We start from the raw sequence: 13,716 nt of genomic DNA, 5'->3' as shown, positions 1-13,716 counted from the left end.
CAAGGAGACCAGCCCAAGTGTCCGTCTTCAACAAGCTCATGCGTGCAGGCGAAGGAAAGATCCTGCGCAAATTGCACCGCATCGCGGGTCAGGTCAACTCCATCGAGGAGGACTTCGCGGCCCTCTCCGACGCAGAGCTGCGGGCGCTCACCGACGAGTACAAGCAGCGGTTCGCGGACGGCGAAACGCTGGACGACCTGCTGCCCGAGGCGTTCGCGACGGTCCGCGAGGCAGCCAAGCGCGTGCTCGGCCAGCGTCACTACGACGTCCAGCTGATGGGTGGCGCGGCGCTTCACCTGGGGTACGTGGCCGAGATGAAGACCGGTGAGGGCAAGACCCTGGTGGGTACCCTCCCCGCGTATCTGAACGCGCTGTCCGGCAAGGGCGTCCACCTGATCACGGTGAACGACTACCTGGCCGAGCGCGACTCCGAGATGATGGGCCGGGTCCACAAGTTCCTGGGCCTGAGCGTCGGTTGCATTCTGGCCAACATGACGCCCGCCGAGCGCCGCGACCAGTACAACCGCGACATCACGTACGGCACGAACAACGAGTTCGGCTTCGACTACCTGCGCGACAACATGGCCTGGTCGAAGGACGAGCTGGTCCAGCGCGGCCACAACTTCGCGATCGTCGACGAGGTCGACTCGATCCTGGTCGACGAGGCCCGTACGCCGCTGATCATCTCGGGCCCGGCCGACTCGGCCACCAAGTGGTACGGCGACTTCGCGAAGTTGGTCAAGCGCCTGAAGAAGGGCGAGCCCGCCAACCCGCAGCGCGGTATCGAGGAGACCGGCGACTACGACATCGACGAGAAGAAGCGCACGGTCGGCATCCACGAGTCCGGCGTCAGCAAGGTCGAGGACTGGCTCGGTATCGACAACCTGTACGAGTCGGTGAACACGCCGCTCGTCGGTTACCTGAACAACGCGATCAAGGCCAAGGAGCTGTTCAAGCTCGACAAGGACTACGTCGTCATCGACGGCGAGGTCATGATCGTCGACGAGCACACCGGCCGTATCCTCGCCGGCCGCCGCTACAACGAGGGCATGCACCAGGCCATCGAGGCGAAGGAGGGGGTGGAGATCAAGGACGAGAACCAGACGCTCGCCACGATCACCCTCCAGAACTTCTTCCGCCTCTACGACAAGCTCTCCGGAATGACCGGTACGGCCATGACCGAGGCCGCCGAGTTCCACCAGATCTACAAGCTGGGCGTCGTCCCGATCCCGACGAACCGCCCGATGGTCCGCAAGGACCAGGCGGACCTGATCTACCGCACCGAGGTCGCCAAGTTCGCCGCGGTCGTCGAGGACATCGTCGAGAAGCACGAGAAGGGCCAGCCGATCCTGGTCGGCACGACCTCCGTGGAGAAGTCGGAGTACCTCTCCCAGCAGCTGAACAAGCGCGGGGTGCGCCACGAGGTGCTCAACGCCAAGCAGCACGACCGTGAGGCGTCGATCGTCGCGCAGGCCGGCCGCAAGGGCTCCGTCACGGTCGCCACGAACATGGCCGGCCGCGGCACGGACATCAAGCTGGGCGGCAACCCGGACGACCTCGCCGAGGCCGAGCTGCGCAACCAGGGTCTGGACCCGGTCGAGCACGCCGAGGAGTGGGCGGCCGCGCTGCCCGCCGCCCTGGAGAAGGCCGAGGCCGCGGTCGAGGCGGAGTTCGAGGAGGTCAAGAGCCTCGGCGGGCTGTACGTCCTCGGGACCGAGCGGCACGAGTCGCGCCGTATCGACAACCAGCTGCGCGGCCGTTCCGGCCGCCAGGGCGACCCCGGCGAGTCCCGCTTCTACCTCTCCCTCGGCGACGACCTGATGCGCCTGTTCAAGGCCCAGATGGTCGAGCGGGTCATGGCGATGGCCAACGTCCCCGACGACGTGCCGATCGAGAACAAGATGGTGACGCGCGCCATCGCGTCCGCGCAGTCGCAGGTCGAGCAGCAGAACTTCGAGACGCGTAAGAACGTCCTGAAGTACGACGAGGTCCTCAACCGCCAGCGCGAGGTCATCTACGGCGAGCGCCGCCGCGTCCTGGAGGGCGAGGACCTCCAGGAGCAGGTCAAGCACTTCATGGACGACACCATCGACGCCTACATCCAGGCGGAGACGGTCGAGGGCTTCGCGGAGGAGTGGGACCTGGACCGCCTGTGGGGCGCGTTCAAGCAGCTCTACCCGGTCAAGGTGACGATCGAGGAGCTGGAGGAGGAGGCCGGCGACCGCGCCGGCATCACCTCCGACTTCATCGCCGAGGCCGTCAAGGAGGACATCCACCAGCAGTACACGGCCCGCGAGGAGCAGCTCGGCTCCGACATCATGCGTGAGCTGGAGCGCCGTGTGGTGCTGTCCGTCCTGGACCGCAAGTGGCGCGAGCACCTCTACGAGATGGACTACCTCCAGGAGGGCATCGGCCTGCGGGCGATGGCCCAGAAGGACCCGCTGGTCGAGTATCAGCGCGAGGGCTTCGACATGTTCACCGCGATGATGGAGGGCATCAAGGAGGAGTCCGTCGGCTACCTGTTCAACCTGGAGGTCCAGGTCGAGCAGCAGGTCGAGGAGGTTCCGGTGGCGGACGCCGGGGAGCGGACCTCGCTGGACAAGGACGTGCAGGACGCCGTGCCCGCCGGGGCCGGCGCCGGGCGTCCCGAGATCCACGCGAAGGGCCTGGAGGCGCCGCAGCGCCCGGACCGGCTGCACTTCTCCGCGCCGACGGTGGACGGTGAGGGCGGTGTCGTCGAGGGCGACTTCACCAGCGAGGACGCGGTGCCGGCCCGTTCCGAGTCGGACGGCCTGACGCGTGCGGAGCGCCGCAAGGCCCAGAAGAGCGCGGGCCGCCGCCGCAAGAAGTGACGCAGGGCGCCCGAAGGGGCGCGTGAGCCGGGGTGCCGCAGCTCGATGCTGCGGCACCCCGGCTTTTGCGTGTACGAGGGGCGGGGGCCGTCACCAGATGGTGGTGGACGGGCCGATGTCCAGTGCGGTGCAGCGCCACCGGATGTCGGCGCCCAGCTCCAGCCGGAAGGCGAGGGCACGCAGCCGGTCGCCGGAGGCGATGCGGGCGAACGCCTCGATGACGTCGCGGCGTGGCCGGCACAGGCCGCAGTGGCGGACCGTGGGGGCCGGTGCGGGTCGGCCGGCGCCGGTGCCCGTGGGCCGTAGGGGCGCTCGCGGGGCCAGTTCCACGAGGCGGTCGTACGCGGTGGACCGCGTGTGGCCCAGGAGGACGTGTACGGGGCGGCGGCCGCTCAGGGTGAGCAGCAGTTGCTCGGCGAACCACTCGTGCGGCTGGAGGCGGGTGGCGCGGCGCCGGACGCCGGGGGCGGGAGCGGTACGGGGACCGGCCGGGCGCCTGGTGTCGCGGCGGCCCGGGGGACCGGGGCGGGGCCGGCCCGGGCCGGTCGCGGACGTGCCTCCGGAGGTGTGGGTGCGGGCGGGCGGGTGGGTGTGGACCTGGGTGGTGATCATGGTGGGCCCCCGTTCGGCCGGTCCGGTGGATACCGGGGAGTAGCTTCGGTGGGGTTCTTCTACCGGCGGGCGTCCGGCGGCGGCAAGGGACGCCGGCCGGGCCGGGCGGACGGCCGGAGGTTCACCTATCCGGGGGAAGGCGGGCGGTGCGGGGCGCGCGGCGGCGCGGGTCCGGTGGGGGCGGCGCCGGGGCGGCGGAGCCGGGGCACGAAGGGGGACACGCGCCCGTATGCTGGCCGCAGAGCAGAATTCCCAGGTCCCAGCGATGTGAGCGGAAGCGGCAGCCATGCGCGTGTATGTCCCCCTGACCCTGCCCGGACTCGCGGCGGCACACAAGGCCGGCGAGTTGGGCCCCGGTCCGCTGGACGCCTATGCCGTCACGCCCGCGCTGCGCGAGTGGTACGTCTCCGACGACATCGAGGAACTGGAGTACGCGGCGCTGAACCGGGCCGCGCAGGGCTCCCTGCGCCGGATCGCCGCCGACCCGGACGCCCCGCGCCGCCGCGTCGTGGTGGCCGTGGACGTACCGGACGGCGCGGCCGTCGCCGACCCCGACCGGAGCCTGGACCAGGCGGCGCTGGGCGAGGTGCGGATCGCGGGCCCGGTGCCGATGTCGAAGGCCGCGGCGGTGCACGTCGACTCCGACGACGCGGCCGGGGACGTCGCGGCGGCCGCCGACGCGCTGGGTGCGGCGGACCTCGGCGACGCCGACGCGCGCTTCACGGTCGACGGGGCCGAGGACCACGACCTGATGTGGTTCGGCGTGCAGGAGATCCCGAACCTGATCGCCTGACGGCCCGTGCGCCCCGTGGTGCCGCGGCCCGCGACTGGGCTGTCAGTGGTCATGGGTACCGTCTTGGCATGGGGACGCACACGACGCACATCGTCTGGGACTGGAACGGCACGCTCTTTCACGACACCGACGCCGTGATGGGCGCGACCAACGCCGCCTTCGCCGAGCTGGGCCTGCCGCCGATAACCCTGGAGCGTTACCGCGAGCTGTACTGCGTACCCGTACCGCGGTTCTACGAGCGGCTCCTGGGGCGGCTGCCGACGGAGGCGGAGTGGCTGGTCATGGACGAGGCGTTCCACCGGCACTACGCCGCCCACCGGCCCAGGTGCGGGCTCGCCGAAGGCGCCGAGGGGCTGCTGGAGGGCTGGCAGCGGGCGGGCCGCAGCCAGTCGATCCTGAGCCTGTACGGGCACGACGAGCTGATGCCGCTGGTGCGGGGCTTCGGCATCGAGTCGCGTTTCCTGCGCGTGGAGGGCCGTACGGGGCCGTCCGGCGGGAGCAAGAGCGAGCACATGGTGCGGCACCTCGCCGCGCTGGCCGACGGGCCGGCCGGCGCGGGCCGGGTGGATCCGCGGCGTACCGTCGTGATCGGTGACGCGGTCGACGACGCGGTGGCCGCACGGCACGCGGGGGCCCGCGCGGTGCTCTACACCGGCGGGTCGCACAGCCGGGCCAGCCTGGCGGCCGCGGGGGTGCCGGTGGTGGACACGCTGGCGGAGGCGGTGGAGATGGCCGAGGGGATGGCCGCGTAGCCGGCGCGGGCCGGGGCCGGTCCGAGCGGGGCAGGCCCTAGGTGACCGGTGCCTTCGACCTCAGTACCGCGATGAATTCGCGCATCCATGCGGAGTGGTCGGTCCAGGAGCGGGCGGAGACGAGGGTGCCGTCGACGACCACTTCGGCGTCGCGGTAGGTGGCGCCGGCGGCCTGCATGTCCATTTCGATGGCGGGGTAGGCGGTGACGCGGCGGCCGTTGAGGCCGCCCATGGCCGCGGTCAGCAGGGGGCCGTGGCAGATCTGGGCGACGGGCTTGTCGGAGTCGAAGAAGGACTTGACCAGCTTGCGCAGCTCGGGGTCGTTGCGCAGGTACTCCGGCGCCCGGCCGCCGGGGACCACCAGGGCGGCGTACTGCCCGGGGTCGACCTCGGAGAACGCCAGGTCGGCGGGCCAGGTGTAGCCGGGCTTCTCGGTGTAGGTGTCGAAGCCCGGCTCGAAGTCGTGCACGACCAGGCGCAGCGTCTTGCGGGCGGGGGCGGCGATGTGGACGTCGTAGCCCTCCTCGCGCAGCCGCTGGTAGGGGTAGAGGACCTCCAGGGACTCCGCCGCGTCGCCGGTCACGATCAGGATCTTGGCGGCCATGCCGTCCACCTCCGCTCGGGTTGCGGGGCACGCACGGACGTGCTGTTGGTCACACCCGCGTGGGCCGGTCCGCTCCTCGGTGTCCCGCACAACGTCCTCCGGATCGCCGCGCTTGCCAAGCCCCCGCGGGATACCGTGGGATTCCAGGGGCGGCGCCGAGCCGTTTCGTCGCTGTCCGGATCGTCAAATTTCGACGAGTGGTTTTGTACACAGCTGGACCATGACGGCACCCGTGCCGGGAGCGATAGCCTTACATCGTGATCAGCGCGATAACCCGCGGGGGCGTCGAGGCCCTCGCTGTGCGCCCGGAGCGGTACGGCCGCCGGGCGATCGCTGGTCGGTGCGACCGGGACCGCTCGCCGGTTTTGTCGAAATCGGCTCATCGCGACCCGGTCACCGCTCATCGCGGCACGGCGTCGAATCCGACCGGACACTTCCCCGCGCTGCTGCGGGGGACCCTCCATGCGTCGTGTCGGTGTTGTGCAGCTTCCACGGAGTTCATCCACAACGTCACGCAACGGCGCGCGACAGGAGCCAGAGGACATGCAGACCAAGCTGGACGAAGCCAAGACCGAGCTGCTCGCGCGGGCAGCCCGGGTCGCTGAAAGCAGCCCGGCCGGGGGACAGGCACCGGTACAGGGTCTCGACCCGGACACCCTCCTGGGATACCTCCAGCGCTACTACCTGCACACCGCGCCGGAAGACCTGAGCGGACGCGACCCGGTCGACGTGTTCGGGGCCGCGCTGTCCCACTACCGCCTGGCCGAGACGCGCCCGCAGGGCACCGCGAACGTCCGGGTGCACACCCCGACGGTCGAGGAGAACGGCTGGACTTGCAGCCACTCCGTCGTCGAGGTCGTCACCGACGACATGCCCTTCCTCGTGGACTCCGTCACCAACGAGCTCTCGCGCCAGGCCCGCGGCATCCATGTCGTGATCCACCCGCAGGTCATCGTGCGCCGTGACGTCACCGGCAAGCTCATCGAGGTCCTCGACAACAACTGCGACGCGCACGGCCGCACCGGCAAGGACAAGAACGGCCGCGGCAAGGGCCGGGACCTGCCGCACGACGCGCTCGTCGAGTCCTGGATCCACGTCGAGACCGACCGGGAGACCGACCGCGCCGACCTCAAGCAGATCACCAACGATCTGCTGCGCGTCCTGTCGGACGTGCGGGAGGCCGTCGAGGACTGGGAGAAGATGCGCGACGCCGCGCTGCGCATCGCCGACGAGCTGCCCGCCGAGCCGACCGCCGACGACCTGCGCGACCAGGAGGTCGAGGAGGCCCGCGAGCTGCTGCGCTGGCTGGCCGCCGACCACTTCACCTTCCTCGGCTACCGCGAGTACGAGCTGACCTCGGTGCCCGGCGAGTCCGGCGCCGAGGAGGACGTGCTGACCGCCGTGCCCGGCACCGGGCTCGGCATCCTGCGCTCCGACCCGGCGCACGGCGACGACGGCCACCCCGTCTCGCCGTCGTTCAACCGGCTCCCCAAGGACGCCCGAGCCAAGGCCCGCGAGCACCGGCTGCTGATCCTTACCAAGGCCAACAGCCGCTCCACCGTGCACCGCCCCTCGTACCTCGACTACGTGGGCGTCAAGAAGTTCGACGCCCAGGGCAACGTCGTCGGCGAGCGCCGGTTCCTCGGCCTGTTCTCCTCGGCCGCGTACACCGAGTCCGTACGCCGCGTGCCGGTCATCCGCCGCAAGGTCGCCGAGGTCCTGGACGCGGCGGGCTTCACCGCCAACAGCCACGACGGCCGCGACCTGCTCCAGATCCTGGAGACCTACCCGCGCGACGAGCTGTTCCAGACGCGCGTGGACCAGCTGGAGTCCATCGTCACCAGCGTGCTGTACCTCCAGGAGCGCCGCCGGCTGCGGCTGTACCTGCGCCAGGACGAGTACGGGCGCTACTACTCGGCGCTGATCTACCTGCCGCGCGACCGCTACACCACCGGCGTACGGCTGCGCCTGATCGACATCCTCAAGGAGGAACTGGGCGGCACCAGCGTCGACTTCACCGCCTGGAACACCGAGTCGATCCTCTCCCGGCTGCACTTCGTCGTCCGGGTCGAGCCCGGCGCGACGCTGCCGGACCTCACCGACGCCGACGCCGAGCGCATCGAGGCTCGCCTGGTCGAGGCCGCCCGCTCCTGGGCCGACGGCTTCGCCGAGGCGCTGACCGCCGAGGTCGGCGAGGAGCGCGCCGCCGAGCTGCTGCGCCGCTACAACCACGCCTTCCCCGAGGGCTACAAGGCCGACAACCCGCCGCGCAGCGCGGTCGCCGACCTCCAGCACCTGGAGCAGCTGACGCCGGCCGGCGGCAAGGACTTCGAGGTCAGCCTGTACGAGCCGGTCGGCGCGGGCCCCGACGAGCGACGCTTCAAGATCTACCGGACCGGTGAGCCGGTCTCCCTGTCCAAGGTCCTGCCGGTGCTCAACCGGCTCGGCGTCGAGGTCGTCGACGAGCGCCCGCACGAGCTGCGCTGCACCGACGGCGCCACCGCCTGGATCTACGACTTCGGGCTGCGCATTCCCGAGCGGATGAACGGCGACGACGCCCGCGAGCGGTTCCAGGACGCCTTCACGGCGGTGTGGACCGGCCAGGCGGAGAGCGACAACTTCAACAAGCTGGTGCTGCGGGCCGGCCTGAACTGGCGCCAGGCGATGGTGCTGCGGGCGTACGCCAAGTACCTGCGGCAGGCCGGTTCGACGTTCAGCCAGACGTACATGGAGGACACCCTCTCCAACAACGTCCACACCACGCGGCTGCTGGTCAGCCTCTTCGAGGCGCGGATGTCCCCGGAGCGGCAGCGGGCCGGCACCGAGCTGACCGACGGGCTGCTGGAGGAGCTGGACGGCGCGCTCGACCAGGTCGCGAGCCTGGACGAGGACCGCATCCTGCGGGCCTTCCTCACCGTCATCAAGGCGACGCTGCGCACGAACCACTACCAGAAGAACGACGGCGGGCAGCCGCACTCCTACCTGTCGATGAAGCTCGACCCGCAGGCGATCCCGGACCTGCCGGCGCCGCGTCCGGCGTACGAGATCTGGGTGTACTCGCCGCGCGTCGAGGGCGTCCACCTGCGCTTCGGCAAGGTCGCCCGCGGCGGTCTGCGCTGGTCCGACCGGCGTGAGGACTTCCGTACGGAGGTGCTCGGCCTGGTCAAGGCGCAGATGGTGAAGAACACCGTCATCGTGCCGGTCGGCGCCAAGGGCGGCTTCGTGGGCAAGCGGCTGCCGGACCCGTCGGTGGACCGCGACGCGTGGCTGGCCGAGGGCATCGCCTGCTACAAGACGTTCATCTCGGGCCTGCTGGACATCACCGACAACCTCGTCGGCGGCGAGGTCGTGCACCCCGCGGACGTCGTCCGGCACGACGAGGACGACACGTACCTCGTCGTCGCCGCCGACAAGGGCACCGCGACGTTCTCCGACATCGCCAACGAGGTGGCCGAGTCGTACGGCTTCTGGCTCGGCGACGCGTTCGCGTCCGGCGGCAGCGCCGGCTACGACCACAAGGGCATGGGCATCACCGCCCGCGGCGCCTGGGAGTCGGTCAAGCGGCACTTCCGCGAGCTGGGCGTCAACACCCAGACCGAGGACTTCACCGTGGTGGGTGTCGGCGACATGTCGGGTGACGTGTTCGGCAACGGCATGCTGCTCAGCGAGCACATCCGGCTGGTCGCCGCCTTCGACCACCGGCACATCTTCCTCGACCCGAACCCGGACGCGGCCACCTCGTACGCCGAGCGCCGCCGCCTGTTCGAGCTGCCGCGCTCCTCGTGGGCGGAGTACGACACCGGACTGCTGTCCCAGGGCGGCGGCATCCACCCCCGTACGGCCAAGTCCATCCCGATCAACGCGCAGGTGCGGGCGGCGCTCGGCATCGAGCAGGGCGTCAAGAAGATGACCCCCGCCGACCTGATGCAGGCCATCCTCAAGGCGCCGGTGGACCTGCTGTGGAACGGCGGCATCGGTACGTACGTGAAGGCGGCGGCCGAGTCGCACGCGGACGTGGGCGACAAGTCCAACGACGCGATCCGCGTCAACGGCGAGGACCTGCGGGTCAAGGTCGTCGGCGAGGGCGGCAACCTGGGCCTGACCCAGCTCGGCCGGATCGAGTTCGCCGTGAACGGCGGCAAGATCAACACCGACGCGATCGACAACAGCGCCGGCGTGGACACCTCCGACCACGAGGTGAACATCAAGATCCTGCTCAACGCGGTCGTGGCCGACGGCGACATGACGGTCAAGCAGCGCAACAAGCTGCTGGCCGAGATGACCGACGAGGTCGGCGCGCTCGTCCTGCGCAACAACTACGCGCAGAACACCGCGCTCGCGCTGGCCCAGGCCCAGTCCTCCAGCATGCTCCACGCCCAGCAGCGCTTCATGCGCCGCCTGGTGCGCGACGGGGACCTGGACCGGGCCCTGGAGTTCCTGCCCACCGACCGGCAGATCCGCGAGCGGCTGAACGCCGGGCGCGGCCTGACCCAGCCCGAGACCGCCGTGCTCCTCGCCTACACGAAGATCACGGTCGCCGACGCGCTGATCCAGACCGGGCTGCCGGACGACCCGTACCTCCAGCACCTGCTGCACGCGTACTTCCCCAGCGCCCTGCGCGAGAAGTTCGGCGAGCAGATCGACGCGCACGCGCTGCGCCGCGAGATCGTCACGACCGTCATGGTCAACGACACGGTCAACTCCGGCGGTACCAGCTTCCTGCACCGCATGCGGGAGGAGACCGGCGCCGCGCTCGAAGAGGTCGTACGGGCGCACACCGCCGCCCGCGCGATCTTCGGGCTGAACAGTGTCTGGGACGACGTCGAGGCCCTCGACAACGTCGTCGCCGCCGACGTGCAGACCCGCATCCGGCTGCACACCCGGCGGCTGGTGGAGCGCGGCACCCGCTGGCTCCTCAACAACCGCCCGCAGCCGCTGGAACTGTCGGAGACCATCGACTTCTTCGCGGACCGGGTCGCCGGCGTCTGGGCCCAACTGCCCAAGCTGCTGTGCGGCAGCGACCTGGAGTGGCACCAGCGCATCCTGGACGAGCTGACCGAGGCCGGGGTGCCGGCGGAGCTGGCCACGCGGGTGGCCGGGTTCTCGTCCGTCTTCCCCGCGCTGGACATCGTGGCCATCGCGGACCGCACCGGCAAGGAGCCGCTGGACGTCGCCGAGGTCTACTACGACCTGGGCGACCGGCTGCGGATCAACCAGCTCCTGGACCGCATCCTGGAGCTGCCGCGCAACGACCGCTGGCAGTCGATGGCCCGCGCCTCCATCCGCGAGGACCTGTTCGCCGCGCACGCGGCGCTGACCAGCGACGTGCTGTCGGTGGGCAGCGACTCCGCGACGCCGGAGGAGCGGTTCAAGGCCTGGGAGGAGAAGAACGCGGCGATCCTCGGGCGCGCGCGCACCACGCTGGAGGAGATCCACGGGTCGGAGGGCTTCGACCTGGCGAACCTGTCGGTGGCCATGCGGACCATGCGGACGCTGCTGCGTACGCATAGCTGAGACGCGGCTGGGTGGCGGGGGCTCCGGTTTCGGGGCCCCCGCCACCCGTTTTGTCGCTTCGCTCGCCTCGCCCCCCGGCTACCGCTGGGAGGCGCCCCCAGACGGGCTCGGCAGAGCATGCCGCTCGTACGCCGTCACGACCTCCTCCGTAGGGCCGTCCATGACCAGCTCGCCCTTCTCCAGCCACAGGACCCGGTCGCAGGTGTCGCGGACGGCCTTGTTGTTGTGGCTGACGAGGAAGACGGTGCCGGCTTCTACGCGGAGTTCGCGGATGCGGGCCTCGGAGCGCTTCTGGAAGGCGCGGTCGCCGGTGGCCAGCGCCTCGTCGATCATCAGGACGTCGTGGCTCTTGGCGGCGGCGATGGAGAAGCGCAGCCGGGCCGCCATGCCGGAGGAGTACGTGCGCATCGGCAGTGAGACGAAGTCGCCCTTCTCGTTGATGCCGGAGAAGCCGACGATGCCCGGGTAGCGGTCGCGGACCTCCGCGCGGGACATGCCCATGGCGAGTCCGCCGAGGACGACGTTGCGCTCGCCGGTCAGGTCGTTCATCAGGGCCGCGTTCACGCCCAGGAGTGACGGTTGGCCGTGCGTGTAGACGCGTCCGGCGGCGGGCGGCAGGAGTCCGGCGACGGCGCGCAGCAGCGTGGACTTGCCCGATCCGTTGGAGCCGATCAGGCCGATCGCCTCACCCTTGTGGGCGACGAAGGTGACGCCCTTGACGGCGTGCACCTCGCGGTCGGTGCCGTGCACCTTGTAGACGATGTGGACGTTGTCGGCGATGACGGTGGGGACGCGGTCGGTGTCAGCCACGGCCGTACTCCTCCTCCGCCTGCCAGAAGAAGACGTATCCGGCGACGCCGGCCAGCAGCGCCCACCCCAGGGCCAGCGGCCACACGTGCGGCGGCAGGGCCTGGGCGCGCACCGTGTCGATCAGGGCGTAGCGCATCAGGTCGACGTAGATCAGGGCGGGGTTGCAGTTCAGGACCACCGAGACCAGGTGGGGTGCGTCGCGCGTGAACGTGGAGAGGTCGTAGAAGACGCCGGACGCGTACATCCAGGTGCGCAGCACGAACGGCATCAGCTGCGCGGTGTCGGTGGTCTTCGCGCCGATGCGGGCCATGACCAGGGCGAGGCCGGTGTTGAAGACCGACTGGAGCAGCAGGGCGGGGAGCATCAGCAGCCAGTGCCACGTCAGCGGTACGCCGCAGGCCAGCACGATGACCGCCAGCACGCCCATGGAGAAGACGAGCTGCTGGAGCTGGACGAGGGTGTGCGCGACGGGCAGCGCGGCGCGCGGGAAGTGCAGGGCGCGGACCAGGCCGAGGTTGCCGGAGACGGCGCGGGTGCCGGCCAGGACCGTGGACTGGGTGAACGTGAAGACGAAGATGCCGGTGCACAGGAACGGGATGAAGTTCGGGATGCCGTGGCTGGTGTGCAGCAGCACGCCGAAGATCAAGTAGTAGACGCCCGCGTTCAGCAGCGGGGTCACGACCTGCCAGAGCTGGCCCAGGCGCGCCGTGGTGTACGTGGCGGTCAGCCGGGCGGTGGCGAACGACGCGATGAAGTGGCGGCGCGCCCACAGGCGGCGGGTGTAGGTGCCGAGCGGGGGGCGGGCGCCGCTGACGGTCAGGCCGTGCCGCTCGGCGAGGGCGCGCAGGTCCGGGTCCGGGGCGGTGGACGGCACCGCGGAGGGCGCCGCGGGGCCGGGGCCCGGTGGGGCGAGGGTCTGGGACATGGAAGCGGTCCCCTTCCGAGGTGGGGTGCGGCGGGGTGGCCGGGCGCCACGACCGAAGCGACAGAACGAGCCCGTATCGTCGATACGGCACCGTATCGTCGTGATGGGGCCGAGCGTAGAACCGTTCGACGTCGAAACGCAACCGTTGCGTCGTGACGCTAGGATCACGGCATGGCAAAGGACGGCAGGGAAGAGGCCGGGGAACCGGCGGCGGTGGGCGGGCGGCGGGCGCCGGCCGGAGCCGCCGTGCTGCGCGAGGACAAGACCGCGGCGATCCGTTCCGCGGTCTTCGAGGAGCTGGCGGCGGTGGGGTTCGCGCGGATGTCCATCGAGGGCATCGCCCGGCGGGCCGGCGTCGGCAAGACCGCTGTCTACCGCCGGTGGCGCTCCAAACTGCACCTGGTGCTGGACGTGGTCTCCGCGGTGGCCGCCGAGGGGCTGCCGGCGCCGGACACCGGGTCGCTGCGCGGTGACGTGCGGATGCTGCTGGAGGTCGCGGCGCGCGCGTTGCGGCACCCGATGGCGTCGCAGATCATCCCCGACCTGCTGGCCGAGGCGGCGCGCAACCCGGAGATCGCCGACGCGCTGCGGACCGCCCTGCACGACAGCCAGGAGGGCGTCGCGGCGGCGATGGTGGCCCGCGCGGTCGAGCGCGGCGAGCTGCGGCCGGGCGTGGACGCGCGCCTGGCGCTGGACCTGATGACCGGCCCGCTGTACTGGCGGCTGCTGGTCGTACGGGACGAGCTGCCCAAGGGGTACCTGGACGAGCTGGCGCTCGCGGTGGCGTCGGCCCTGGAGGCGTAGCGCGAGCCGGTGCCCCCGCCCGGCCGCTCTCCCGCCTCTTCTGCCGCGAG

9 protein-coding genes are annotated in these 13,716 nt (G+C 70.9%); 5 read left to right on the top strand and 4 right to left on the bottom strand.

What is annotated here, in order from left to right:
* Positions 1-17 precede the first annotated feature (17 nt).
* Complete coding sequence (secA, locus tag ACH4K4_RS34980; protein ID WP_398173239.1) at positions 18-2,852, top strand: preprotein translocase subunit SecA; 2,835 nt, start codon at positions 18-20, stop codon at positions 2,850-2,852.
* Between the two features lie 90 nt (positions 2,853-2,942).
* Here the strand turns inward: secA and ACH4K4_RS34975 are convergent, their stop codons facing one another.
* Positions 2,943-3,464: an Rv3235 family protein gene (locus ACH4K4_RS34975; RefSeq protein WP_398173237.1), complete on the bottom strand. Its 522-nt coding sequence runs from the start codon at positions 3,462-3,464 to the stop codon at positions 2,943-2,945.
* Positions 3,465-3,750: 286 nt separating this feature from the next.
* Here ACH4K4_RS34975 and ACH4K4_RS34970 point away from each other — a divergent pair, with 286 nt between their 5' ends.
* Positions 3,751-4,257: a DUF6912 family protein gene (locus ACH4K4_RS34970; RefSeq protein ID WP_398173235.1), complete on the top strand. Its 507-nt coding sequence runs from the start codon at positions 3,751-3,753 to the stop codon at positions 4,255-4,257.
* Positions 4,258-4,325: 68 nt separating this feature from the next.
* Positions 4,326-5,009, top strand: a complete 684-nt coding sequence (locus ACH4K4_RS34965; protein WP_398173233.1) for an HAD family hydrolase — start codon at positions 4,326-4,328, stop codon at positions 5,007-5,009.
* Positions 5,010-5,046: 37 nt separating this feature from the next.
* On the opposite strand, the gene ACH4K4_RS34960 is transcribed toward ACH4K4_RS34965, so the two are convergent.
* Positions 5,047-5,613: a DJ-1/PfpI family protein gene (locus ACH4K4_RS34960; RefSeq protein WP_398173231.1), complete on the bottom strand. Its 567-nt coding sequence runs from the start codon at positions 5,611-5,613 to the stop codon at positions 5,047-5,049.
* Positions 5,614-6,156: 543 nt separating this feature from the next.
* Between ACH4K4_RS34960 and ACH4K4_RS34955 the strand changes: the two genes are divergently transcribed.
* Positions 6,157-11,127 (top strand): NAD-glutamate dehydrogenase, encoded by a 4,971-nt coding sequence (locus ACH4K4_RS34955; protein ID WP_398173229.1) that lies wholly within the window; start codon positions 6,157-6,159, stop codon positions 11,125-11,127.
* A gap of 78 nt (positions 11,128-11,205) precedes the next feature.
* Here the strand turns inward: ACH4K4_RS34955 and ACH4K4_RS34950 are convergent, their stop codons facing one another.
* Both ACH4K4_RS34950 and ACH4K4_RS34945 read right to left on the bottom strand, forming a co-directional pair.
* Positions 11,206-11,907, bottom strand: coding sequence for an ABC transporter ATP-binding protein (locus tag ACH4K4_RS34950; protein ID WP_398173265.1), 702 nt, complete (start codon positions 11,905-11,907; stop codon positions 11,206-11,208).
* A gap of 22 nt (positions 11,908-11,929) precedes the next feature.
* Positions 11,930-12,862, bottom strand: a complete 933-nt coding sequence (locus tag ACH4K4_RS34945; RefSeq protein ID WP_398173227.1) for an ABC transporter permease — start codon at positions 12,860-12,862, stop codon at positions 11,930-11,932.
* A 171-nt stretch (positions 12,863-13,033) separates the two neighbouring features.
* Between ACH4K4_RS34945 and ACH4K4_RS34940 the strand changes: the two genes are divergently transcribed.
* Complete coding sequence (locus tag ACH4K4_RS34940) at positions 13,034-13,666, top strand: TetR/AcrR family transcriptional regulator (RefSeq protein ID WP_398173225.1); 633 nt, start codon at positions 13,034-13,036, stop codon at positions 13,664-13,666.
* The last annotated feature ends 50 nt before the right edge of the window (positions 13,667-13,716 follow it).

The sequence above is a fragment of the Streptomyces sp. NPDC017529 genome (assembly GCF_044329785.1).
Lineage (GTDB): Bacteria > Actinomycetota > Actinomycetes > Streptomycetales > Streptomycetaceae > Streptomyces.
The sequence above is the reverse complement of the archived record's forward strand: the minus strand, read 5'-3'. Positions and strand labels throughout refer to the sequence as shown.